The sequence below is a fragment of the Pseudocnuella soli genome (assembly GCF_004347775.1).
GTDB classification, from domain to species: domain Bacteria; phylum Bacteroidota; class Bacteroidia; order Chitinophagales; family Chitinophagaceae; genus Flavisolibacter; species Flavisolibacter aquaticus.
This window is the reverse complement of the sequence record NZ_CP037755.1, coordinates 3,554,912-3,578,782: the sequence shown is the minus strand read 5'-3', so window position 1 is coordinate 3,578,782 and position 23,871 is coordinate 3,554,912. Positions and strand designations below refer to the sequence as shown.

The window sequence follows — 23,871 nt, the reverse complement described above, 5'->3', positions numbered from 1 at the left end:
AAAATGAAAAGAGTATTTTTTTTAATATCGATTTGGCTTTTTGCTTACTTGGCCCTGCTGGTTGCCTGCAATGATGGCAAAAAGGTGAATGCCGACGGGCATGAGCACCAGGCAGCGGCCGAAGTGTATACATGCCCGATGCACCCCGAGATCGTTCGGAATGCACCTGGTTCCTGCCCTGTATGTGGTATGGACTTGGTCAAAAAGGAAACTGATGCAAAAAGGTTAGCCAATGTTGGGTTGGAAACCCTGCTCCGGCCCGCAGATGCTTTTGTAGTTTCTTCGGTGCCTGTAACGGCTTTGCAGCAACGCGAAGAAGATCTGGAACTTGACGTGGTGGGCACCATAGCATACGATACGCGGCAGGCTGGCGCCATTTCTTCGAGGGTAGGGGGCCGAATAGAGCGGCTGTACATCCGGTATAAATACCAACCGGTAAAAAAGGGCCAGGCCGTTATGGATATTTACAGCCCCGAGCTAATGACGGCGCAGCAAAATTTACTGTTTGTACTGCGAAATGATCCGGCAAACCAATCGCTGATCAATGCCGCAAAAGACCGGTTGCTGCTTCTGGGTATGACCAACAGCCAGGTTGTAACGTTGATGCGCACCCGAAAACCGAAATATGCTGTTACCGTGTATAGTCAGTATAGTGGTTTTGTAACCGATCTTGGTGCGCCAGCTCTGGGTGTGTCAAATTCAGGCCCAGGTGGTATGGGCGCCGGTGGCGATGCCATGCAATCAGCTCCAGTGACGGGTGGCGCAAACAGCGGCACGTTACAACTTCAGGAAGGTTCGTATGTACAAAGCGGGCAGGCTGTGCTGTCGGTGTACAATGCTGCGCGGGCCTGGGTACTATTGGATATTTATCCGGAACAACAAAATTTAATCAAACCAGGTGACCCGGTGCGGGTGGTGCCGGAAACCGCACCGCAGCAAAACTTCAGGGCGCAGGTAGATTATATCGAGCCCATTTTCAGGGCAGGAAGCAAAACGCTCAACGCGAGGGTTTTTTTCAACAATGCCGCTCTTAAATTGCCAGTGGGCAGCCGTGTTACCGCAACCATTTTTGGGCAGCCGAAAAAATCAACCTGGCTACCTAAGGAAGCGTTGCTTTCACTTGGCCGTGATCGCATTGTTTTTCTGCGGGAGGGTAGTGGGTTTAAAGCCCATAAAGTACTGACTGGTTTGGAGCTTAACCGGTTGGTGCAAATTACCGGCGGACTGCAGCCCACCGACAGCGTTGCGGCAAATGCGCAGTACTTAGTCGACAACGAGGCATTCATTAAAGTGCAGGAACCATGAAGAACATGATCATAGCCCTATTGTTTTCCTTTTTCCTCTTTGCCTGCAGCAACGGCAAAGTGGTAAAGGATTCGGATGTCATCTACACCTGTTCGATGGACCCGCAAGTACTGTCGGACAAGCCGGGCAAATGCCCCATTTGCGGCATGACGCTTACACCGGTGAAAAAGAGTGCAGTAAAAAACACCGACGATCTTGAACTGAGCGATCAGCAAATTCAACTCGGCAACATAGAGGTGGATACCATAGGGCAGGGAAACATCGGATCCGAATTGGAGTTGACGGGTATACTGGCACAGAACGCGGCACAAACAGCATCAGTAAGTGCACGGGTAACAGGCCGCATCGAAAAGCTGTATGTGAAAACGACTGGCGACTACATTAAAAAAGGGGCACCATTGTATGAATTGTACAGCGAGCAGCTCAATACTGTTAAACAGGAATACATTGCAGCATTGCAGCGGCGGCAGCAGTTTGCCGGCCAAAGCCTCATCGACTTCGATGAACTGATTGGCAGTGCTCGCAACAAGCTCCAACTGTGGGGCATGAGTGAAAGCCAGATCAATGCCCTGGCCGGAATGAAACAGGCACCATTTACCACAACCTTTTACAGCCCCGAAAGCGGATATATTACCACCCTCAACGTAACGGAGGGAGGCTATGTGGGCGAAGGTGGCAGCATCATAGAGTTGGCCAACCTTTCCACCCTATGGGCGGAAGCGCAGGTATATACTTCGCAAATGAGCGGTGTTCGCACCGGTGCCGCGGCTACCGTAATGGTGCCAGGCTTGTCTTCAGGCATCAAAGGCCGGGTCGAATTTTCCAACCCCGAAGTATCGCCGGACACACGCATCAACCTGCTGCGGGTGGTTATTCCTAACCCGGGCGGCCAACTTCGTCCTGGCATGTCGGCCTTGGTGCGGGTGCAAACTGCCAGCCGCAATTCACTCACACTTCCTACCGATGCTGTTATCAGGCAGCAAGGTGGTGCAACAGTGTGGGTGCAAAGCGGTAAGAACATGTTTCAAAGCCGGATGGTGACCACAGGGCTGGAAAGTGGGGGGCTGATAGAAATAAATTCAGGGTTGAAGGCGGGCGATATTGTCGTGGTAAGCGGCGTGTATTTATTGCAAAGTGAATTTGTATTCAAACGTGGGGCTGATCCAATGGTGGGACACAATCATTGAAATCAATAAGCCAGAAAACAGCGGGGCGATATGTAATTGATTCGGCTGCTGTTTGTTACTGACTTACTGATCTGCTGACCTACTGATTGCAGATAAAATAACTTATATAATTATTTAAAATTCAGGTGTTTGTGTCGGCTTTTAGCATACATTTGTATTGAAAATTTGCCGGCGGTTTTCTTATGTTTTATATCGCCTGCAACTATCCAATACCCTATATAAAACACCACCCCAATGAACAAGTTTTGTGTCGAGGTGCCGGAAAATCTGGACATCGATAAAGTCATCGCGTTAAATCCCCACGCCTTTTACGGAAAGAACAAATTGAAGCCTGATACCTTGTTGTATGTATGCGGTGCAATCATCAAGGCTCGCAAGCGGCAACACAAGGAAATGGAGGACAATGAAACCAATTATGCGCAAGTTTCCAGCCGCAAGCTTCGATCGGTAGTGCATAATTATTCTGCATACATAGACTACTTATGGGAGGAGGGTATCATCAGTTGTGATTTCCATTATGTGCCTGGTGAAAAGTGTTATGGTTATTGCTTTAATCCCCCATTTACGGGGCAGAAGTTGAGGACCATAGAGATTAAAGATTTTTCCCTTCGCAAGAGCATTAGAAAGGCCGCTATGGAGCAGCAGAGGCGGCGGAAAAAAATTCAAAAACAAGTGCCCTACCTCACAAAATGGTGGGACCATTCGGGGCTTGAAATTGATCGCGAGGCTGCTTTGGCCTGGATTGAGGAGCACCAGCAACAAAAGATCAACGCCATTTTAAATTTCGAGGGGCAGGCGGACCAGCAGTTTGAGATTGACCGATGCATCGACACATGTGAGCTCTACCGAAGCCATGTGGCTTCGATTGATGCGGGGCATTTCAGCTATGGGTTTAGTGGCCGTGGTCGAAGGTTTTACAACCCGATCTGTAACCTGAAAAAAGAGCTGCGTACTTTTCTATCCTATAATGGGCTGCCACTTGTTGAACTGGATAAGAAGAACTCTCAGCCCTACCTCTCCCTGGCCTTATTGCGGGCGACATTTTGGCAGAGCAAAAAGGCTCAGGACGGGGTTCTATCTTTGGCCCATATATTCAAAAAATCCGTTATAAAACCTTTAAAGAAGGAGGGGAAAGGCAGTACACAGGAAATTTTCTTCCCTGTTGGTATCATTAGGTTGTTGAAATCATGGGAAGATCAGGCCCAGCAAGGGTTTGGCGGGTTCGAAAAATACATTGAGTTTGTCACCGGCGACTTTTACCAGCTTATTGAAGACCTTTTTAAGCATAAGCACCCTGACAGATTTGGCAGCAGGAAGGAGGTGAAAAAGGAAATCCTCCGAATATTATACATGAACCCAGCAGATGATTGGAAGCCCTTTTATGAGCCTGCCTTAACCTTCCGTAGCCATTTTCCAGCGGTCTATGCTCTTTTCTCAAAAATTAAAGAAAAGGATTATACGGACCTTGCGATAATACTCCAGCGCATCGAAAGCTACCTTTTTCTTGAAGTCATTTGCAAGCGCATCGGTGCCTCATTCCCTGAGATTCCCCTTTTTACTATTCATGATTGTATCCTCACTACCGAAGGGAACGAAGATATTGTCAGGCAAATCATGCAGGAGGAGCTACAACAGTGGATTGGATACCCTGCCACACTCACCTGCGAGGTACTCACTTCGATGCAGGCACAATGAATTTTCCTCTTCTGTTAAGTAATTGCGTTCCATACCCACGATGCCGTTTTACATACAAGCAACGTACTCCGCATGCTGGGCCGCAACTATTGAGTCGTGGCGATTGAAGGTATGCTTGCTGGCCACAACCGGGACTACATTCGGTTAGGAGCTGCGTATTTTTTTAAAATTTTTTCTATTTTTTTTGAACGCGGAGCAAGGCAGCAGTTCCTCCAAACACCCCCTACTCCCCAGCAGCGGTGCCGGTATCCCCCGCCAACACAGATCCGCAACTTCTTTCCGGCCATGACAAAATTCGAAGCCGGAAAAATTGGCCAGGCAAAGGAAATACGCCGCCAGCCCCACCATCCCCGTAAAGAATCAACAATATGATACGTGCACCTTAACCATGCGGCCATTCAGCAATACGTAACCATCGCCTGGTTACAGTCAAAACAAAAGGCATCCTTTACTCTGGGTGCCTTTTTCTGTTTCATAACTACAGTAAAACAAAAAACATGAACACTCCCAACAACCCCGTGGACGAAGGCAATTTTATGGAAGCCGGCAGTGTTTCCGCGCCTCTTGGTAGGTAAAAAAGTGGTTATTGAAGATCCCGTTTTAATACATTCTGCGGAGGTGGACTATTCTGAATATATAAGAAGTTGACACTCGTCGGTAGTTGCCCAAGGCATTGATTTGTTAACAAACTCCGTATCAATGCACAGCATGCCATAACGGAGAGGAATAGTTTTTCATCATGATGGTTTTGGATTGATAACCAGCTTTTGCCATTATTCACCAAGAGGGAAGATGAAATGGCAAAAGCTGGTGTAATTGTAGCTTCTTCTTACTATACGATGCGTTTTGGCACCACAGTACGCCAATGACGGCTAATGGTGACTTCGGAAAGTTTGCCTTTTAAATGTGTGGCCACTTTTTTAATGGTTGGCCTGGCACAACCGCTTTCTTTAAGTTGTTGAACAGCTTCAGCAATAAGCGCTATACTCTTTTGTTTACGTTCTTCCCCACGCACTTTTGCAACATTCCGGATGCGTATAATACGGGTATCCCTGGGGTTGGAATGATAACGCTTGTTCCTTGTACATTTAAATTCACCCGTTTTTTCTATACGATCGTATTCGGCTTCCACGGTTCTTTTCATTTCACGAATTTCCATTGGCCTCCTCGCGGTATAATTGGCGTTTATGTAATTCACAAATGAAAGAATCTCCAAAAGTGTAAAGTCAGGGTTGTTGAACTTTATGGAATTAACCATAGCCCTGAAGGTCGCATGCTTTTTGCCATCGGGTATTATACGAGGGATGAATAGCTTGCTGTATTCTACATCCTTGACCAATACAGGCAAATCACCAACATCAACTGTGGTTTGGGTTTTCATTCTCTTCATTACATGGTCTATATCCAAAAACTTATCATTACCTGTATAACCAAGTGAGAGGGATTTAGTACAGCTGCTGACAGTTTTCCTGGTCTGCAAGCCGGAGTCAGGCAATTGGACACAGGCATCTAAGTTGGTGTACACCTCCGGGTCTGCAGGGATTATATGCGTACGGGTTATACCGCTTGCTTGGTTATCCGTAGGTATGTCATGGAAAAGAACAGTCCGCACATAATGGTAGGCAGAATCGAAATTTTCAATGGTCAAGACCTCCGGGTTCCCAATCCTAATATAAATGGAAATGCCACAGCCCCCTACAGAAGTACACATCAAGGTCACCTTATTGGCATGCTTTTCCAAAATGTATTTTTTCATTGCTTCCGATCCTTCAGGTAAGTCGCTCTTGTCTACATCCAGGTAAATGTAACCCGTTGGCTGGTCAGCATTTTCCTTTTTCCTTAAACCATGAAATGTGGCGTGGGGCATGACGTATGGAAGACTATTTTTATATCTTCGATATTCTTCTCCCTTATATTCCTGGGAGCGAAGAAATTTGATAGTTGCTTCGTTAGGGTGGTCCTTAATATATTGGACCAATTCTTCAAAGGATATTGTTTCGGACAATGTGGTGCTTGTGATCCCAGCACGGGATAAATTGAAATTTTTCATGGGGTTTTTTGGATTTGAAAAACGAAGTAAAAAAATAGCAGCCGCTTTTTGGACTAAATGTGCTTAATCTTTAAAGTTATTTTTGTTAACTGGTATTGATTTATTTACATTTTTATATTTTTTATAATACGTAATTTCTTCTGCGTTTTTTTGTTTATTTTTTTGAAACACTGATGGGTGAAGCGCAGTAGCTCTTCGCCCATATCCCCCTACTCGTTCGTAGCAGGCTGGCATACCCCCGGGGTTTGCATTTGACCATTTTTTATGTCGTGCCGAGACCAGCCGATCGAGAAAAAATCCGGAAGTTGGCGTCGTACCAGCAGCCCGTCTTCATCCTCACTTGCACCTCTTTTATCACCACCAAAAAAATCAATTGTGATCCGAGCACCTTAGCTGGCAAATAACCCGGCATTCGTAATCATCAACCAGTAGGGAAACAATGAGGCACTTACACATGCAGGTGCCTTTGTCGTTTCTACATGTTTCGCAAACCTTAAAAACAAAAGTATGTGCACTTTGAGCATACAAACGAAAGGGAGTTTTCTACGAAGGTTATGTAGCTGGCTTTACCCGAAGACAATTAAGGTGCCGCCGGAACTGCTGCAAGCCATCAACGACTGCACCAGCACGGCGGAACTTATCGAACTGCTCTTTGCAACTGACTTAATCCTGGATGAAGCAATGATCGCTGCCTTTGACAACAAGTTCGACCAGTTTGAACAGCAACACACCATCAGCATTTACCAGACACTCAAACCTCAACTTAATACAACAAGCAATGGAAATCGTACTGTATAATCCCGAAGGGCAAAACACGCCTGCACACACCGCATTAACGGTAGCTGCAAACAACATCATTCCTGCAGCTCCCCGCACGCCATTTATCGAAGCCAACACAGTAGAGGGCAGCCTAATGGAGCTGCGTAACCACCACATCATTCCCGTGTTTGCCCGTGATAATGAGCCGCTGATTTCTCAGGTGGACTTCATTGAGGCTACCGAAGAAATAGCACACAACACATTCCCCGCAGAACGCATTTTAAGCCCATCTATTAGGCTTTCTCATCCCATTAAGGGCAGAGTGCCGGAAGCCCGGAATAAGCCCGCCAGCGAGCTCCTGGAGCACGAAAAGACCATCTACTACGAGAGGATGGCATTCATCATTGAAGTGCCCACCATTTCCGACACCATTGACGGGGAGCGGCTATCCCTGACAATTGGTGGGGTCAAAGCTTACAATCTGGATAACCTGGGTGGCCGAAGGGGAACCGAGGAACACTTTAAAATTTTCATTGGGTTTAAGGTGTCGGTTTGCACGAACCTTTGTGTGTGGTCCGACGGCTTTACCTATGACGTTAAGGTTAAGAGCCTGGAACAATTAAGGCTTGCCATATTTCACCTGGTGTCTTCCTTCGATGCTATTACGCAGTTAAGGAAGATGGAACGGCTGCAGCATCACAGCCTTGCCGAGCATCAATTTGCCCAGCTCATTGGCCGGTGCCGCATGTATCAGCACCTGCCTGCAGGTCTGAAGCAAAACATTGCGGACATGCAGTTTGGCGATGCCCAAATCAATGCAGTGTGCCGGGACTACTACCGGGACCAGTCTTTCTGCCGGGATGCTGGTGGAGACATTAACCTGTGGCGGTTGTATAACCTCTTTACTGCAGCCAATAAGCAATCTTACATCGACACCTTCCTGGACCGGGCTGTAAATGCCTCCAGCTTTACCGCTGATCTGGCTTATGCACTGGAACATAAGGGCTCAAATTGGTTCCTGGGCTGAAAGGGAATTGTTTAAAACACATGCAAACGGGTTGGCTTTAGGCCAGCCCTTTTTTTATTTATTTCAAAACATATAGGTATGAGCAACAACCGGGGATGTAACCCTATTAACGGGTGTTTAGTAACCATCGTGGGTGGGTTTGTTATAACCGTACTGCTGATTGGTGCAGTGGATAATTGTGACGGCATCAGCAAAGCAGCATCCAAGCGAGCAAGCGAGGGACTGATGCAGCTATTTATGTGGGGTAGTTTTTGGGTGGTTGTACTGACGCTTTTCAGCAAGGACTAATATTCGTGGGCAGGTTCATTGGCCTGCCCCATTTTATATCCCGATGAGGTTCAGGGGGGCGTAAGAAAAAGCCGTCAGAAAATAACGGGTTCCGTCAAATATTGTCGGTTTTGTACAAACTGTTTAGGTATGTTAATACACATAAAGCCTACCAAGGTTGCCCTTAATGAAAAAAGAGAAACAATACCAATGCAAATATCAGTTTTGTGCAGAAAACGTAGGAGGTACCCTCCAAGGGGCTAAAAACACCCCAAAAAAGTAAAACCCGAAATGATAGCGGTAAAGGATGCATTATATACTAAAATTAAATGATTTGGCACCTTTAAGCTTATAGCCTAACATAGACTTTATACTGCATCTACAAATAAAAATTGGATTATTTGTTCACTGGATATAATACATAGTTCCTGGACTATTTATTGGTGTGGTAGTGTATCCTTAGTATCGTCTATACAAAAATGTTATATTAAAATTTACCGTATTATTCCCCTTGCGTTGTCTTTTACTTTCAATTTTCTTTGAGCAAAAAATTATGAAAACGACATTGCTTTTGGCCCTGACAACAGCTTTATCGATTGCAGTAAATGCACAGCAAGATACAGGATGAATTAATAGAGAGACTGATTCGGCAAATATCGACCTCCCTAACCCGACTGTAAGCATACCAGATACAACTTCAAAAACTGACACTGTAATAAACAAGTTAGTTAGATCCGGGCCATGTTGCTGCGAAGATCCACTAAGCCCTTGTGCTGAAGCTCAAAACGCTGGAACTCCCCAGGCAACAATTACAATTTTGTACGATTTCAGAACCAAACAGCTTCATGTACCTAAAGGTGTCGAAAAGCTCGATAAGCGAAGTGCCTTCCAGGTAAAGGTTGTTGGTTACAACCCTTATCTCTACAAACTGCTGATTGACGATCGGGATTCATCCGTATCGGCAGCTGTCGACAGCAAATTACTCTCCTGGTTTGTAGACCCAGCAAACCTTTCGGGAATCGTTGCCAACCTGGCGTCAACAGTTGGTCCTATTCCCCTTGGTAATCCAATGCCAAACGTAGCTAAGATTATGCAAATACCTGCTGATTTTGGAATTAGGACGGAACTGATGAAGGATGGATATAATGTTGCAGACTCCGCCGTTATACCAAGTAGAAATCCAACAATTGCCTATGAAAATGCCGAAAGTATTTTGCAAGCGCAGGTAGTAGTAATGGAAAAGGAACAGGGGATGCTTGATGACTTTTATGATCAGTTAGGAAATTTCCACCTAAGTGTTACAGACTTTTTTAAAGCGCAGCGGGTTATGTTCCCATCTTGTGACGATTTTTCAAAGTGGGCTTCGGCTGGTAAGATGAATATGGTAAAGCGGACAATGGAAAGTTACAGGCAACGCATCAACAAATTGAAAATGACAATTCGTGATGACCAAACCAAATACCACATTGCCATTTCAAAGTACCGGGAGCAGGTGGACAAAAATCAAAACCTGAAGGAGGGCGATGCCATCGTTGCGAGTTTTTACAAGGAAGCTGCAACTGCCCTAACAGAAGCAGCCAAGGCGGTAAGCCACAAAAACTTTGCTGATTTAAAAGCACAACTGGAAATCATGGCCAACAGCAGTACCTGCTATACTTCGGCTCCCATTTTTATGATGCAGCGGGCCAAAACAGTATCCATCGAGTTTAAGCCACGTTTCGATTCCCTGGTGGTTCCTTCCTACAAAACCAGCTTTGTGCTTCCGTTCATACAGCAAAAGGTTTCCGGTATCAGCGGGGGCATTCACTACAGTTCCCTTTCCAGCCGGTCATACTCCAACAAAACGGTGCTTGGAAGCCAGCCAGGGGATACGCTTTACCAGCTAACTGGCAATGGCCTGGGTGCAGGCCAGTTGGGCATCAACAGTCTTGCGTATGTTGGCTGGAAGGCAGATAAGGATAATTACAAGGCCAACTACTGGGGTGTTTCGTTTGGTGCCGGTTTGTCCATTGAATCCAAGCCAAAGCCACGGGTGCTTTTGGGTGGCTCATATATCAGCGGCGAAGACAACAGGCTGCTCATTACTGCTGGCATCATTGCAGGGCAGGTAGCCAGGTTATCAAGTGCCTTTAACACCACCACACAGTACCGCCAGCCAGTTTCAGATGTAGTGGTTGACCGGCTTACCCTCGGGGCTTTCCTTTCGGTTAACTACAGCTTCCTGAACCGGTAGTCCGCATTATTACATTCATAAAAGAGCAGGGCTCCGGTCTTGCTCTTTTTGTTGCCTGGTTATACCGTAATTGCTTGCGGCTTTTTCGTTGCTCCAGCGTTTGCAGGGCATGCAGCACCCGGCAAAGTATTTCCGGTTTATATCAGACCCATTATGCCCGTAAAACAGCATATTTGCATCTGCCGGAACTGATTGCCTGCCTGTTATTTTTGCTCCATGTTGGCCATCTACACCCCGGCAAGCCAAACCAAAAACCATGTTTGAACAAACCTTCCGTAATATCGACGACATCCTGTGGAAGGATGCCGGTGCCGATAGCGAACTTGATTATATTGAACAAACCTCCTGGGTGCTCTTTCTCCGCTACCTCGACGAGTTGGAAACCGAGCGGGCTGACGAAGCCGCCCTGCAGGGAAAGGACTACACCTACATACTGGACGAACCCTACCGCTGGAGCTCCTGGGCCATGCCCATGGGTGCAGGGGGCAAGGTGGACCACAATAAGGCCATGACCGGCCCCGACCTGGTGCGCTTTGTTGACCGGGAGCTCTTCCCCTACCTCGCCGGCTTTAAGCAGCGTACCGACAACCCCAAGACCATCGAATACAAGATCGGGGAGATTTTCAGCGAGTTGAACAACAAGATCAAAAGCGGCTACAACCTCCGCGAGGTGATTGAACTGTCCGATGGCTTGGTGTTTCGCAGCGCGGTGGACAAACACGAACTGAGCCACCTGTACGAAACCAAGATCAAGAACATGGGCAATGCGGGCCGCAACGGCGGGCAGTACTATACGCCCCGCCCGCTCATCCGCGCCATGATTGAAGTGGTGCAGCCCAAAATAGGCGAAACCATTTACGATGCCGCCTGTGGCAGTGCAGGCTTCCTCTGCGAGGCATACGACTACCTGTATCGGCGCATGGAAAAGACGACGGCTAACCTTAAAACCCTACAGGAAAGCACGCTGTACGGCAAGGAAAAAAAGAACCTGGCTTATATCATTGGCGTGATGAACATGATCCTGCACGGCATTGAGGCCCCCAATATCACCCATACCAACACGCTGGCCGAAAACCTGCGCGATATACAGGAGCGGGACCGCCACCACGTTATCCTGGCTAACCCGCCCTTTGGCGGTAAGGAACGCAAGGAGGTGCAGCAAAACTTTGACATTAAAACCGGCGAAACGGCCTCCCTTTTCCTGCAGCACTTTATCAAAAGCCTGAAGGCTGGCGGCCGTGCGGCGGTGGTGATCAAGAACACTTTTTTGAGCAATGGGGACAATGCCTCCATAGCCCTGCGGCGCCACCTGCTGGAAAGCTGTAACCTCCACACCGTACTGGATATGCCCGGAGGCACCTTCCTTGGGGCGGGTGTAAAAACGGTAGTGCTCTTTTTTACCAAGGGCGAGCCGACCGAGAACATCTGGTACTACCAATTGGACCCGGGCCGCAATATGGGCAAAACGAATCCGCTGAACGACGAAGACCTTCGCGAGTTTGTGGCCCTCCAGCCCTCCCGCACCGTAGGCTCTAAAAGTTGGCTGGTAAAGTTGGCCGATGTGCAAACCCACAACTATGACCTGAGCGTAAAGAACCCCAATAAAAAAGCGGAAAGCACCCTGCGGGAGCCGGCCGAGATACTGGCGGAGATGAAGGCGCTGGATGAAGAGAGTGCGGAAATTTTGAATGAAATAATGGAATTGTTATGAGGTCTACCTACCCTGTAAAAATGCTCGGTGAAGTTTGTGATATTATCGGCGGTGGTACACCTTCAAAAAGCAATGCCAGTTATTATACTGGAGACATACCATGGGCAACGGTTCGAGACATGAAGGAAGACCTCCTTGATAAAACTGAGTTCCGTATTTCCAAAGAGGCAGTAAAAGGCTCTTCAACTAATGTGATTCCGAAAAGCAGTATAGTCATTGCCACCAGAGTAGGTCTTGGCAAAGTTTGTATACTGGCAAATGACACTGCTATCAACCAAGACTTAAAAGCATTAATTCCTAAAAATGCAAAACAGGTTGATGGTCGTTTTTTGTACTATTGGCTTAAATCTATCGCAAATTTTCTTGTGTCATCCGGGACAGGAATGACAGTCCACGGTATCAAAGTTGATTTTGTCAAATCCCTAAAAATTCCTCTCCCTGAACTGCCAGAACAACAACGCATCGTAGCCCTACTGGATGAATGCTTTGCTGCCATAGCCAAAACCAAGGCTAATGCGGAGCAGAACCTGAGGAATGCGCGGGAGTTGTATGAGAACTACTTAAAAAAAGCATTGACGCCAAAAGCTGATTGGCTCAGTGGGGGTATAGAAGATTATGTAAAGTTGATAGACTACAGAGGGAGAACTCCAGAAAAAACAAAAAGCGGCGTCAGGTTAATAACGGCCAAAAATGTGAAATTGGGTTACATTCAAAAAGAACCAGAAGAATTTATTGCTTCAGATAATTTTGAATCTTGGATGACCAGGGGTATTCCTAATCTTGGGGATGTAATATTCACAACAGAGGCGCCACTCGGAAATGTTGCTCAAATTGACACTACTGAAAAACTTGCTTTTGCACAGCGAGTAATTGTCATGCAGCCGAAAGTAGGAATACTGAAACAAGCATTTTTAAAGTATTTATTAATGTCAAGTTCTGTTCGACAAGAAATTATGTCTAAAGGAACAGGTGCAACAGTTATTGGAATCAAATCCAGCCTGCTTAAAAAAATAAAAATCTATTTTCCTCAATCACTTCAAGAGCAGGTACAAATAATTGAAACTTTAGATAGGTTATACAGTAAGTCGGAAGAACTAGAAGAAATTTATGCCAATAAAATAACTCACTTAATTGAACTCCAAAAAACCATCCTCCAAAAAGCCTTTGCCGGGGAGTTGACCACCGCCAAAGTACTCGAAATCTTATGAGCATTACCAACCAAAACTACACACTACCCCAGGTAGAGGCGTTAACATACATGGGAGTTATGGAATCTGGAACCACCCAACCGCTCAAAGTAATGGGCGTGGACCGAAATTCCGGTGATCGGGGCGAATACGTGGTAAAATGCCGGAATGCCAACCGGATGAGTGCCCGTAGCTCCTGCAGGGAACTCTTGGGTGCCTGGATGGCGGCTGAAATCGGAATCAGGGCCGTAGCACCAGTACTGGTCCATCTTTCCCCACCCTTTGTACAAACCTTTGCCGGAAAGGCGGGATACACCGCAGCAGCGCAAAGCATCGGTTTCAATTTCGGCACTGTCTACCAGGCCGGCTACCAGCTTGTACCTAATCAGCACTTTGTTATGGCCAACACGCTGATGGACCAAGCTGCACACATATTTATTTTTGACATGTTCATTGGCAATGCCGACCGTGGCGCCGGTAAGCCCAATGTGCTCAGCAACGGAAAAAACATGCTGGTATTTGACCATGAGCTGGCCTTTTCTTATCTTGATCTGCTGTCATTTGCCCGCAATCCACGTCCCTGGGAGCTTGGCCCCATGGAACAGGAATTGTACAAACAACATTACTTTTACCCCCTCTTAAAAGGTAGCGGAGTGACCTTGGAGCAACATAAGGAGGGATTTGATCGTCTTAATGATGGATTCTGGCAATGTGTGCACAAGTATGTACCGCAGGACTGGCATTCGGAAGATCTGGACGCCATACGCAGGCATACCGACAGCATACTGGAACACAAGGATGAATTTTTTCAGCACCTCACCCAAATTGTAGCATCATGAACACTTATCAATACCAACTGGTTAAGTACGTACACGACCAGTTTACCGGCGAGTTTTTGAATGTGGGCGTGATCCTCTATTCACCCGAAGCCCACTTTCTCGACTGCAGGGTTACCAGCAGGGCACACCGTATTTCCCACTGCTTTCCGGATGCTGATGGCCGGTTTGTTACTAAGGTATTGCGACACTTGGAAACCAGTGTTCGCGGCACTGCAAAACAGCTAAACGAATTTTTTAAGCCTTCCGTTCAGTTGGAACAAATAACCGCCTCTTTATTACCACCCGACAACAGCGCCTTACAGCTTTCGCCGGTGATGCAGGGCATCGACATTGATATGGATGCGGCGCTGAATGGGCTGTACAAATCCCTGGTTGAAAAGTACGAGGCGCATCCCGGAAAAAAGCCATCGCTTTCGGACGAAGACGTATGGCGCCTCAAATACAAAAAATATTTTGACAACTACAAAATATCCAGGCAGCTTACAAGCCATAGGGTAAAGACCAAGACCGACACGTTTGTTTTCGACAAGGCATGGAAAAACGGAATATGGCACTGCTTCGAGCCAATATCTTTTGCACTGGCCAGCGAGGAGGCGATTAAGGAGAAAGTGTACAAATGGGCAGGCCGCCTACAAGGAATTAAGCAGGCAGATGAAAAAATTTCCCTTACGTTACTCGCCTCCATTAGCCAGGAGCATAAAGGGCTGCAGCGGTTCATACGCAACTACCTGCAAACAGGGTCGGAACATGTTGAAGTGAGTTTGGTAATGGATGCAGACGCGGAGGCAACCGCGAAAAAAATCAAACAATTGATCGAGGAACATTCACATAACTAACTGCTACTTCCTTTGAACGAACAAGAAACCAGAGCTAACTATATTGATCCTGCCCTGAAAGCCGCCGGCTGGGGCGTAATAGAAGGCAGCCGCATACGGATGGAGTTTCCCATTACCCGGGGACGCCTTATTGGCCATGGCCACCGCGCCAATCCCGGCAAGGCCGACTATGTACTGCAGTACCGCAACCGCAACCTGGCAGTGATCGAAGCGAAGGCCCGCGACAAATTCTATACGGAAGGCGTAGGCCAGGCTAAGGACTATGCCACCCGCCTGCAGGTGCGCTTTACTTACAGCACCAACGGGCTTCAGCATTACGCTATCGATATGCAAGAGGGCATCGAGGGTGATGTAGCCTCTTTTCCTTCACCCGACGAATTGTGGCAGCGCACTTTTGGCCAGCAAAATGCGCTGCAACCACAAGCTGCCGCCCTGCGCGACCAGTTGCTTACTGTACCCTTTGAAGATAAAGGCGGCACCTGGCAGCCCCGCTACTACCAGGAGAATGCCATTACAAACGTATTAGAGGCCGTTTCCCAGGGCCAAGATCGCATCCTGCTTACCCTTGCCACCGGTACTGGAAAGACCGCTATTGCCTTTCAGATTGCCTGGAAACTGTTTCAAAGCCGCTGGAACCTCCAGGGTGACCGGCAGCGCAGCCCCCGCATCTTGTTCCTTGCCGACCGCAACATCCTCGCCGATCAGGCTTTCAATGCCTTTTCTGCATTTGAAGAAGATGCCTTGGTGCGCATCAACCCAGCCGACATCAGCAAAAAAGGCAGGGTTCCGAAAAACGGCTCCGTGTTCTTTACCATCTTCCAGACCTTCATGAGCGGACCGAAGAACACACCTTATTTCGGTGAGTACCCCAAAGACTTTTTCGACTTCATCATCATCGACGAATGCCACCGGGGAGGCGCTGCCGACGAAAGTACCTGGCGGGCTATTCTGGAATACTTTAAGCCTGCCGTGCAGTTGGGCCTCACGGCTACACCTAAACGCACCATCAACGCCGATACCTACGACTACTTCGGGGAGCCCGTGTACATCTACTCCCTAAAGGACGGCATCAATGATGGCTTCCTTACGCCATTTAAGGTAAAGCAGATCGACACCACCATAGACGAGTACCTGTTTACCTCCGATGATACCGTGCTGGAAGGTGAAGTGGAGGAAGGCAGGCGCTACACCGAGACGGAAATGAACCGAATCATTGAGATCAGGCAGCGGGAGGCCTACCGGGTAAAGGTCTTTATGGATTGCATGAACCAGGACGAAAAGACCCTGGTGTTTTGCGCCACCCAGGAGCATGCCCTCGCCGTACGTGACCTGATCAACCAATATGCCCGGAGCAACAATCCCAATTACTGCCACCGGGTAACTGCGGAAGATGGTGAAGTGGGCAACGGCCACCTGCGTGCCTTTCAAGACAACGAAAAGCGCATACCCACAGTACTCACCACTTCACAAAAACTGAGTACGGGTGTGGATGCTCCGGAGGTGCGCAACATTGTTCTGTTGCGACCGGTAAATTCCATCATTGAGTTTAAACAAATAGTTGGCCGTGGCACACGCCTGTTTGATGGAAAGGACTATTTTACCATCTACGACTTTGTAAAAGCCCACGAACACTTCAATGACCCTGAGTGGGATGGCGAGCCCTTTCCACCGGAGGAGCCTACACCAAGGCCGAATCCCCAACCATGCGCCGACTGTGGCCAGCGCCCGTGCATTTGCCTCAATGAGCCCGGTCCCGAGCCTTGTGAGGTATGCGGCTATACTATGTGTCGCTGCAATGGTACGGGGCGCAGGATGATCCGTGTGCAATTAGCCGATGGCAAAGTGCGGCAGTTGCAGCACATGGTGCAAACCACATTCTGGAGCCCCGATGGCAGGCCTATATCAGCCGAGGAGTTCCTGCGGTCCTTATACGGCACCCTCCCTCACCTGTTCCAAAATGAAGCGGAGCTGCAGGCCATTTGGAGCCGCCCCGATACCCGAAAAAAGCTGTTGGAAGAATTAGGCGAAAGAGGCTTTGCAAAGCCGCAATTGAAAGAGTTTCAAAAGGTGTTGCAGGCCGAAAATTGCGACCTCTTTGATGTGCTCGCCTATATTTCATTTCAAAAAGACATGGTTGCCCGAAGTGCCCGTGTCAGGAAAGCACAAGTACAGTTAAGCACCTATGAACCGCGCCAGCAGGAGTTTCTCAACTTTGTGCTACAGCAATACGAATCGCAGGGCGTAGAAGAACTGGACGACAGTAAACTGGGCGACCTGTTAATGCTGAAGTACCATGCCCTTGCCGATGCCAAAAGGGCTTTGGGGGACATACCTACAATCCGGAATATGTTTGTGGGGTTTCAGGGGTATTTGTATGCTTAATCAGTTGAAAAAGCAGCAATGATAATAGGCTGTAGTGTTGTAACTGCGCACCTATTCATTAAATTTCAAAAAAGTATCAATGAAGCGGTTAATTGAATTTGAAACCATCACAGGCAAGTCGATAATTATTGACGGAAACGCCATCATTGCTGTTCAAGAAGAGTCAAAAGAAACAACCAATATTTACTGCCACGGACTACCCATGCCGCTCACTGTAGCTTCTTCCACATTTAATGTATATGTGAAACTTACCAAATACGGATTTGCTTCTTTGGCACAACCAATACCGGCAGAAGAATTACCCTTGCCTGCCAGCATTAACTGAATGCTCTTAATTTTTTTGGCTCGGGTATTCTCATAGCCAGAAGTTGTTTGCTGCCGGGACCTTTGTGGTCATTTCGGCATGACATCTTTACACCTACTTTTATTGCATTTATAAAAGTTTAAAAGCTCTACGTGGCACCGGAGGCTTTCCAGCGGCTAATGAACTGGTCGATGTTGGGGAGCGAGGAAACAATCATGCAGGGTCAAATCCGTTTTGGTGGGCATCTGCTACAAATGCATGGGTTCCCGGACATTTCATAGCGGGCCACACCAATAAGCAGATTGAACCGTGCCGATTTAAACGCAGCCTATCAATGTTGCACTGGTGCGTGCAGTACAACCAAAAAACCTGACCCTACTTCCTTCCGATTTATTTTTAGGGCAATTACCTCGCCGACAATTCCCACAATAAATATTGAAGGAGCGCCACTTAAATATTACCCTAACAAACATGCATAAGCGCAATCGGATTTGTACTATTTTCCCCTTTGTTTTAAAATATTATATGCTTTTATTTTTATACGGGTAGAATATTAATAATCAGTATTTAAGTAAATACTGATTGCAGTAAATCAGTATGCTCCGCTGCCACCCTTTTTGCTTTCGGTAAAAGAATAAACTATGTGTACAAAGGCGAGGTTTCCGTCCCGGGCATTGGCGTTACAGCGAATGATCGAAATACAAACAAAAGGGGAAGTCCGGGAGAAAAAACCGGTACGCGTTTACTATTGCACGGAGTGTGGTGGCTACCACCTGACTTCGGCTGCAATGGATAAAAAACAAAAGAACAAAATACTGAAGCGAAAAGCGGCGGCGGTGATCCGGGCTGCGCAGCATTGGACCAAACGAAAGGGCTGGGAAATAGAATAGAGTGACGACCTGATCAATTTAAGGAACCCCTGTATTCAATTGGAGATTTACCTACCCGCTGTTTAAAAAGGCGGGTAAAATGTTGGCTGTATTTAAAGCCCAGTTCGTAGGCTACCTGGCCCACCGATTTCGTAGGGTCCAAAATTCTGTCTTTGGCCACCTCTATTACCTTCGATTGAATATAATCCTGCGGGGTCCGGCCCGATTCTTTTTTCACAAGGTCGCCAAAATAGTTGGCCGAAAGGTTTAACTCACTGGCGCAATATGCCACGGAAGGAAGCCCTAATGTTTGAGGTTTTTCCGAGCGAAAATACTCGTTCAGCAGTTCCTCAAATTTTTCGAGTAAACCCTTGTGTACGTTGTCGCGGGTAATAAACTGCCGGTCATAAAAGCGAATGCAATAGTTTAAAAACAATTCAATGTTGGAAACGATCAGGCGCTTGCTGTGTTGGTCGATGGCATGTTCCAGTTCGTATTGAATTTTGGAAAAACAATCCAGTATGATCTCCCGTTCGCGTTTCGACAGGTGCAGCGCTTCGTATGATTGGTAACCAAAAAACGTATAGTCCTGGATAGTGCGGCCCAGCGCTGTTCCGGGCAAAAGGTCGGGATGAAATACCAGCGCATGTCCTTTGGGCTGGTAATATTCGCCGTTGCTGTTAACACCCGCTACCTGGCCTGGCGCCAAAAACACCAGGGTGCCTTCCTGGTAGTCGTAGGTATGGCGCCCGTAGGTAAGGTCGCCGCATTTTACATCTTTTAAAAAAATGGTGTAAAATCCAAAGTACATGCGGGAGCCTTGCCGCGGTTCCGCCTTCGACAGGTCCACCACGCTTACCAGCGGATGCAGCGTTTCATTGTTGTTAAATGCATTGTAGTCACTGATCGTTTCAAAACGGCGGATGGCATCCATATTACACGGGCTTTATGAATTTTAAAATTATTGGATTTGGCTACCATAATGGAAAGGCGGACGACAAATCAGTAATTATGGTATAAAAAACAGTAATCTGTATACTCCTCAGGCAAAACGATTGGGGGAACTTTGACTGAATACTGAATTAGACTTTGAAGCATCCACATTTCCAAGTTTAAAATCAGTGGATTTTTAAACAACTGACATTTCAACTATGCAAAAACGCACATTAGGCAACAGCGGTCTGCAGGTTTCAGCTATCGGGCTTGGGTGTATGGGACTGAGCTTTGGCTATGGCCCCGCCACCGACAGAAGCGATGCAGTCAAACTGATCCGGGCTGCCTTTGAAAGCGGTGTAACCTTTTTTGACACTGCTGAAGCATACGGACCCTATATTAATGAAGAAATCCTTGGGGAGGCGGTGCAGCCATTCCGTAGCGAAGTAGTTATCGCTACGAAGTTTGGATTTAAAGAAGGCAAAACAGCGGCCGGCCTTGACAGTAGGCCAGCAAACATACGATCCGTCGTGGATGCCGCCCTAAGGCGTTTGCAAACCGATGTAATTGACCTGCTCTACCAACACCGCGTAGATCCAGCCGTTCCCATTGAAGAGGTGGCCGGTACCATAAAAGATCTAATTGATGAGGGCAAGGTGAAGCACTTTGGCCTTTCGGAAGCAGGAGTGCAAACCATCCGAAAAGCACATGCAGTGCAGCCGGTAACGGCGCTGCAAAGCGAGTATTCATTGTGGTGGCGCGAACCTGAACAGGAAATACTGCCAACGTTGGAAGAATTGGGTATCGGCTTTGTTCCATTCAGCCCTTTGGGCAAGGGATTTTTAACCGGTAAGATTGACGCGAACACCAGCTTCGATAAATCAGATTTCCGCAACACAGTTCCCCGGTTTTCCGAAGATAACCGTAAGGCCAATCAGGCATTGGTTGACCTCCTGGCCGTCATAGCCAATGGAAAAGAAGCTACGCCTGCACAAATAGCCCTGGCCTGGCTGCTGGCAAAAAAGCCTTGGATTGTACCGATACCAGGAACCACGAAGCTCCACCGGTTAAAAGAAAACATCGGAGCAGCGGCTATTGAACTCGCCCCGAATGACATCAGTGAAATTGATAAGGCTTTTGCTGCCATTCCTGTGCATGGAGCACGTTATCCCGAACAACTCCAAAAGATGGTCGGCCGGTAAAAAATAAGAAAAGCAAAACCGCTGGAATTACCAGGTTTTCAGGTACAAAAAAATAATAATCTATAAAACAAACATCGTGAACATTAAACTGTGTGTGCAACAACCGGGCAAAGGCCTAAAATCTTCTTTGTTTGGCCTTTGTTTGCTCCTGATGGGCAACCAGGCCACTTTTGCTCAGACTGGTCAAAGCGGCAATGCTGCACCAACTTTAGGCCCGGCTGAGCAGGAAGTGGTGCAATTGTCAAAAGACAAGTGGCAGTGGATGGCCGATAAAAAAGCAGATACGCTGGCGGAGCTATTTCATGATAAATCAGTGTTTGTACACATGGGCGGAAGCTGGGGCAAGCAGCGTGAAGTAGAGGTTATTCGCAGTGGTGGCATTCATTATAAAAATGCCATTGTTTATTCTGCAAATGTGAACATTATTGGCAATACGGCCATTCTCCTAAATGACATTGATCTTGTGGCTGTGGTGGGCGGCAATGAAGTCACCAACCCATTTATGGTAACGGAAGTATATGTAAAAGAAGGTGGTAAGTGGAAGATGGGTTCCCTTTCTTTTTCAAGGCTGGCCCGACCGGTGAAAACAAAATAAGGCTGCTTTGGTGGCGCACCTGCAGTAAAATATGGCATCGGCCGATTTTGTTTTTACACCCGAACAATTAACCAATTTAACGGCAGCCCTGAACCAAATAAATATTGTGGGCAATCGGTACATAGGGGTGCAGGCGCAACAAACGAATAAGTAAAATATGCCGGTTTTTTCTGACACGATAAGGTGCATATCCATGAACGTAACTGCTTCGTTTGCCTTCTTGCTTACCGCATCCTTCTATCTTTTGCCGGGTTGTTCCTCGGCACAACAGCCAGTCAGGGACACAAAGATTTTGATCGTCTATTTGTCGCGGACTAATAATACAAAAGCTGTTGCTGAAATTATTCAAGAAGAGGTGGGAGGAAGGCTGGTGCCACTGGAACTGGAAAAACCTTACCCCCAAGATTATCGATCTACTGTACAGCAGGTTGCGGCTGAAAATGAAAGCGGCTACTTGCCTCCGTTAAAAACGAGGATCGACAGCATGGAGCAATACAGTGTTGTTTTTGTTGGTTTTCCCACCTGGGGCATGCAGTTGCCCCCACCCATGAAAAGTTTCCTGAAGCAGTATGACCTGAGCGGAAAAAAAGTGGTGCCGTTCAATACTAACGGCGGGTATGGAATTGGCAGCAGCTTTCAAACAGTGAAGGAATTGTGTCCCAATAGCACGGTAATAGAAGGGTATACCATTAAGGGCGGATTGGAGCGGGACGGGCAGATGCTGGTTATAGAAGGAGCAAAAAGAAAGGAAGTAGCCGCTGAAGTGCAGCAATGGCTACGCAGAATCAAAGTAGCGGTCTCCCTTGATTAACATCAAAATAATAGGAATATGAGAAGTTTAATTATTTGCCTTTTGACAATGATTTTAAGCATTAGCGCTGCTGTGGCCCAAACAGCCGGCACCGAGCAGGAAATAAAGGAGCTGTCAAGGGCAAAATGGCAATGGATGGCCGATAAAAATGTGGAGAAACTTGATGCGTTGTTTCACGATGCGGCAAAATTTGTGCACATGAGCTGCACCTGGAAAAAGGCTGAAGAATTGGACATTATTAAAACCGGGCGCATCTGGTACAAAAAAGCGGACATACACGATGTGGCTGTGGAACTTGTTGGCGACAATGCAATCGTATGGAACCGCATCACCCTCACCGCAGTTGTAAGGGGCGCCGACGCTGTGACAGAATTTACCGTTACAGAAGTGTATAAGAAGCTGGGCACTGATTGGAAACTTTTGGTTTTTACTTTTAGCAGTGTACGGGATACGCACAAAATTGTGCATTAGCAGCAGAAAGACAGGAAGTTGAATTGTAATGCAGGTTCGCCGCAGAAAAACTGTTTTTTTAAACTGAAATGAATGTGTATGGAACCAAGGAATAGCGTCAAACGATGGGTAAGATTTGGTGTTTTGTATACTACTGCCGCAGTTTTAATCGCTTCCTGTGCCACGGTAAATGGAGGGGGCAGCAGCTCAATGGTACTGCAGCAGCAAGGCAGCTTTGCCGTGGGTGGAACGGTGGTTACCGCACCTGGAACTTTTGACCCCATTAAGCACGGTGCCTTTAACCCTGTTTCGCAAAGTACGGAAGGGCAAACCCTGCACGGCGATCATGCGTATGTTTTTTACCAGGTTCCAGTAAAGGCCCGCAAACTGCCCCTTGTGTTTTGGCATGGCCATGGCCAGTCTGCAAAAACATGGGAAACCACCCCCGATGGGCGGGAAGGATTCCAGAACATTTTTTTGCGGCGGCGCTTCCCGGTGTACCTCGTAGATCAACCTCGCCGCGGACGGGCTGCAAGAAGCACTAAGGGTGTAAACCTTACAGCATCGCCCGACGAACAGCTTTGGTTTGGCATTTTCCGCCTCGGTGCTTATCCCGATTTTTATCCCGGTGTTCAGTTTTCAAAAGACCCCGAAGCACTCAACCAATTCTATCGCCAAATGGTGCCCAATGCAGGCCCATACGATGCACAGGTAAACATTGATGCGGTGTCTGCATTGTTTAAAAAAATAGGAGGGGGCATATTGGTAACCCATTCGCAAAGTGGCGGTCCGGGTTGGCGTGCCGCCATGGCAAACGATAAGGTAAAGGCCATTATTTCCTTTGAACCGGGTGGCGATTTTGTTTTTCCTGAAGGTGCCAAGATCGACAGCATCAAACTGGCAGGCCGCACCGTGGTGCCGCCCGTCATTCCTATGTCGGAGTTTATGAAGCTGACCAGGGTTCCCATCCTCATTTATTATGGCGATAATATTCCGGCGCAGTCTTCCGAAAACCCGGGACAGGAACAATGGCGTGCTTTTCTTTCCATGGCCAAACAGTTCAGGGATGTGGTGAATGCGCATGGCGGCGATGTTACGCTGGTGCACCTGCCCGAAGTCGGGATCAGAGGCAATACGCATTTTCCCATGTCCGATCTAAACAACCTCCAGATTGCGGACCACATGTCCGGCTTTTTAAAAGGCAAGGCACTCGATTAACCATCACCATC

At 47.4% G+C, this 23,871-nt stretch carries 22 protein-coding genes; 19 read left to right on the top strand and 3 right to left on the bottom strand.

Going from position 1 to position 23,871, the window contains the following annotated elements; all coding sequences use genetic code 11:
* The first annotated feature begins 3 nt into the window (after positions 1-3).
* From EPD17_RS14705 to EPD17_RS14695, 3 genes are all read left to right on the top strand, one after another.
* A complete protein-coding gene (locus tag EPD17_RS14705) occupies positions 4-1,305 on the top strand; it encodes an efflux RND transporter periplasmic adaptor subunit (RefSeq protein ID WP_114233585.1) in 1,302 nt (433 codons plus the stop codon).
* Positions 1,302-2,492, top strand: coding sequence for an efflux RND transporter periplasmic adaptor subunit (locus EPD17_RS14700; RefSeq protein WP_132055383.1), 1,191 nt, complete (start codon positions 1,302-1,304; stop codon positions 2,490-2,492). The genes EPD17_RS14705 and EPD17_RS14700 overlap by 4 nt, the downstream gene beginning before the upstream one ends.
* 234 nt (positions 2,493-2,726) lie before the next feature.
* Positions 2,727-4,187 (top strand): hypothetical protein, encoded by a 1,461-nt coding sequence (locus EPD17_RS14695; RefSeq protein WP_132055381.1) that lies wholly within the window; start codon positions 2,727-2,729, stop codon positions 4,185-4,187.
* Between the two features lie 832 nt (positions 4,188-5,019).
* On the opposite strand, the gene EPD17_RS14690 is transcribed toward EPD17_RS14695, so the two are convergent.
* Both EPD17_RS14690 and EPD17_RS20000 read right to left on the bottom strand, forming a co-directional pair.
* The gene (locus EPD17_RS14690; RefSeq protein ID WP_132055379.1) at positions 5,020-6,237 is read right to left on the bottom strand and encodes a BT4734/BF3469 family protein; all 1,218 of its coding nucleotides are present in this window, start codon (positions 6,235-6,237) and stop codon (positions 5,020-5,022) included.
* A 63-nt stretch (positions 6,238-6,300) separates the two neighbouring features.
* Positions 6,301-6,471: a hypothetical protein gene (locus EPD17_RS20000; protein ID WP_165929622.1), complete on the bottom strand. Its 171-nt coding sequence runs from the start codon at positions 6,469-6,471 to the stop codon at positions 6,301-6,303.
* Between the two features lie 282 nt (positions 6,472-6,753).
* Between EPD17_RS20000 and EPD17_RS14685 the strand changes: the two genes are divergently transcribed.
* From EPD17_RS14685 to EPD17_RS14635, 11 genes are all read left to right on the top strand, one after another.
* On the top strand, positions 6,754-7,035 hold the full coding sequence (locus tag EPD17_RS14685; RefSeq protein WP_132055377.1) for a hypothetical protein: 282 nt from the start codon (positions 6,754-6,756) through the stop codon (positions 7,033-7,035).
* Complete coding sequence (locus EPD17_RS14680; protein ID WP_132055375.1) at positions 7,016-8,023, top strand: DUF3871 family protein; 1,008 nt, start codon at positions 7,016-7,018, stop codon at positions 8,021-8,023. The genes EPD17_RS14685 and EPD17_RS14680 overlap by 20 nt, the downstream gene beginning before the upstream one ends.
* Before the next feature lie 78 nt (positions 8,024-8,101).
* On the top strand, positions 8,102-8,311 hold the full coding sequence (locus tag EPD17_RS14675) for a hypothetical protein (RefSeq protein ID WP_132055373.1): 210 nt from the start codon (positions 8,102-8,104) through the stop codon (positions 8,309-8,311).
* A gap of 796 nt (positions 8,312-9,107) precedes the next feature.
* The gene (locus tag EPD17_RS14670; RefSeq protein WP_132055371.1) at positions 9,108-10,523 is read left to right on the top strand and encodes a hypothetical protein; all 1,416 of its coding nucleotides are present in this window, start codon (positions 9,108-9,110) and stop codon (positions 10,521-10,523) included.
* 256 nt (positions 10,524-10,779) lie between these two features.
* Positions 10,780-12,234, top strand: a complete 1,455-nt coding sequence (locus tag EPD17_RS14665) for a type I restriction-modification system subunit M (protein WP_132055369.1) — start codon at positions 10,780-10,782, stop codon at positions 12,232-12,234.
* Positions 12,231-13,442: a restriction endonuclease subunit S gene (locus EPD17_RS14660; protein WP_132055367.1), complete on the top strand. Its 1,212-nt coding sequence runs from the start codon at positions 12,231-12,233 to the stop codon at positions 13,440-13,442. The genes EPD17_RS14665 and EPD17_RS14660 overlap by 4 nt, the downstream gene beginning before the upstream one ends.
* Positions 13,443-13,501: 59 nt before the next feature.
* Positions 13,502-14,260: a HipA family kinase gene (locus EPD17_RS14655; protein WP_132055365.1), complete on the top strand. Its 759-nt coding sequence runs from the start codon at positions 13,502-13,504 to the stop codon at positions 14,258-14,260.
* Positions 14,257-15,096, top strand: coding sequence for a DUF3037 domain-containing protein (locus tag EPD17_RS14650; protein WP_132055363.1), 840 nt, complete (start codon positions 14,257-14,259; stop codon positions 15,094-15,096). The genes EPD17_RS14655 and EPD17_RS14650 overlap by 4 nt, the downstream gene beginning before the upstream one ends.
* 12 nt (positions 15,097-15,108) lie before the next feature.
* Complete coding sequence (gene hsdR, locus EPD17_RS14645) at positions 15,109-17,478, top strand: EcoAI/FtnUII family type I restriction enzme subunit R (RefSeq protein WP_132055361.1); 2,370 nt, start codon at positions 15,109-15,111, stop codon at positions 17,476-17,478.
* 79 nt (positions 17,479-17,557) lie between these two features.
* Positions 17,558-17,803, top strand: a complete 246-nt coding sequence (locus EPD17_RS14640) for a hypothetical protein (RefSeq protein WP_132055359.1) — start codon at positions 17,558-17,560, stop codon at positions 17,801-17,803.
* Positions 17,804-18,471: 668 nt separating this feature from the next.
* On the top strand, positions 18,472-18,672 hold the full coding sequence (locus EPD17_RS14635; RefSeq protein WP_132055357.1) for a hypothetical protein: 201 nt from the start codon (positions 18,472-18,474) through the stop codon (positions 18,670-18,672).
* Positions 18,673-18,685: 13 nt separating this feature from the next.
* Here EPD17_RS14635 and EPD17_RS14630 read toward each other — a convergent pair whose 3' ends face one another.
* Positions 18,686-19,585 (bottom strand): helix-turn-helix domain-containing protein, encoded by a 900-nt coding sequence (locus EPD17_RS14630; RefSeq protein ID WP_132055355.1) that lies wholly within the window; start codon positions 19,583-19,585, stop codon positions 18,686-18,688.
* Positions 19,586-19,802: 217 nt separating this feature from the next.
* Here EPD17_RS14630 and EPD17_RS14625 point away from each other — a divergent pair, with 217 nt between their 5' ends.
* The 5 genes from EPD17_RS14625 to EPD17_RS14605 all read left to right on the top strand — a co-directional run bounded on the left by EPD17_RS14625 (position 19,803) and on the right by EPD17_RS14605 (position 23,860).
* Positions 19,803-20,786, top strand: coding sequence for an aldo/keto reductase (locus EPD17_RS14625; protein WP_132055353.1), 984 nt, complete (start codon positions 19,803-19,805; stop codon positions 20,784-20,786).
* Positions 20,787-20,862: 76 nt separating this feature from the next.
* Entirely contained in the window at positions 20,863-21,381 is a 519-nt protein-coding gene (locus EPD17_RS14620; protein ID WP_240040635.1) for a nuclear transport factor 2 family protein, read from the top strand.
* A 193-nt stretch (positions 21,382-21,574) separates the two neighbouring features.
* The gene (locus EPD17_RS14615; RefSeq protein WP_132055351.1) at positions 21,575-22,192 is read left to right on the top strand and encodes a flavodoxin; all 618 of its coding nucleotides are present in this window, start codon (positions 21,575-21,577) and stop codon (positions 22,190-22,192) included.
* A 48-nt stretch (positions 22,193-22,240) separates the two neighbouring features.
* Positions 22,241-22,663 (top strand): nuclear transport factor 2 family protein, encoded by a 423-nt coding sequence (locus EPD17_RS14610; protein WP_204743168.1) that lies wholly within the window; start codon positions 22,241-22,243, stop codon positions 22,661-22,663.
* 78 nt (positions 22,664-22,741) lie between these two features.
* A complete protein-coding gene (locus EPD17_RS14605; protein WP_165929621.1) occupies positions 22,742-23,860 on the top strand; it encodes an alpha/beta hydrolase in 1,119 nt (372 codons plus the stop codon).
* Positions 23,861-23,871: the final 11 nt, after the last annotated feature.

Bases quoted from the DNA above. Each gene is read 5' to 3' on its own strand.
- EPD17_RS14665 (WP_132055369.1), top strand. From the start codon at position 10,780: ATGTTTGAACAAACCTTCCGTAATATCGACGACATCCTGTGGAAGGAT.
- EPD17_RS14680 (WP_132055375.1), top strand. From the start codon at position 7,016: ATGGAAATCGTACTGTATAATCCCGAAGGGCAAAACACGCCTGCACAC.
- EPD17_RS14675 (WP_132055373.1), top strand. From the start codon at position 8,102: ATGAGCAACAACCGGGGATGTAACCCTATTAACGGGTGTTTAGTAACC.
- EPD17_RS14625 (WP_132055353.1), top strand. From the start codon at position 19,803: ATGCAAAAACGCACATTAGGCAACAGCGGTCTGCAGGTTTCAGCTATC.
- EPD17_RS14690 (WP_132055379.1), bottom strand. From the start codon at position 6,237: ATGAAAAATTTCAATTTATCCCGTGCTGGGATCACAAGCACCACATTG.
- EPD17_RS14635 (WP_132055357.1), top strand. From the start codon at position 18,472: ATGATCGAAATACAAACAAAAGGGGAAGTCCGGGAGAAAAAACCGGTA.
- EPD17_RS14630 (WP_132055355.1), bottom strand. From the start codon at position 19,585: ATGGATGCCATCCGCCGTTTTGAAACGATCAGTGACTACAATGCATTT.
- EPD17_RS14650 (WP_132055363.1), top strand. From the start codon at position 14,257: ATGAACACTTATCAATACCAACTGGTTAAGTACGTACACGACCAGTTT.
- EPD17_RS14700 (WP_132055383.1), top strand. From the start codon at position 1,302: ATGAAGAACATGATCATAGCCCTATTGTTTTCCTTTTTCCTCTTTGCC.
- EPD17_RS14610 (WP_204743168.1), top strand. From the start codon at position 22,241: ATGATTTTAAGCATTAGCGCTGCTGTGGCCCAAACAGCCGGCACCGAG.
- EPD17_RS14660 (WP_132055367.1), top strand. From the start codon at position 12,231: ATGAGGTCTACCTACCCTGTAAAAATGCTCGGTGAAGTTTGTGATATT.
- EPD17_RS14615 (WP_132055351.1), top strand. From the start codon at position 21,575: ATGAACGTAACTGCTTCGTTTGCCTTCTTGCTTACCGCATCCTTCTAT.
- EPD17_RS14695 (WP_132055381.1), top strand. From the start codon at position 2,727: ATGAACAAGTTTTGTGTCGAGGTGCCGGAAAATCTGGACATCGATAAA.
- EPD17_RS20000 (WP_165929622.1), bottom strand. From the start codon at position 6,471: ATGCCAGCCTGCTACGAACGAGTAGGGGGATATGGGCGAAGAGCTACT.
- EPD17_RS14605 (WP_165929621.1), top strand. From the start codon at position 22,742: ATGGAACCAAGGAATAGCGTCAAACGATGGGTAAGATTTGGTGTTTTG.
- EPD17_RS14655 (WP_132055365.1), top strand. From the start codon at position 13,502: ATGGAATCTGGAACCACCCAACCGCTCAAAGTAATGGGCGTGGACCGA.
- EPD17_RS14640 (WP_132055359.1), top strand. From the start codon at position 17,558: ATGAAGCGGTTAATTGAATTTGAAACCATCACAGGCAAGTCGATAATT.
- EPD17_RS14705 (WP_114233585.1), top strand. From the start codon at position 4: ATGAAAAGAGTATTTTTTTTAATATCGATTTGGCTTTTTGCTTACTTG.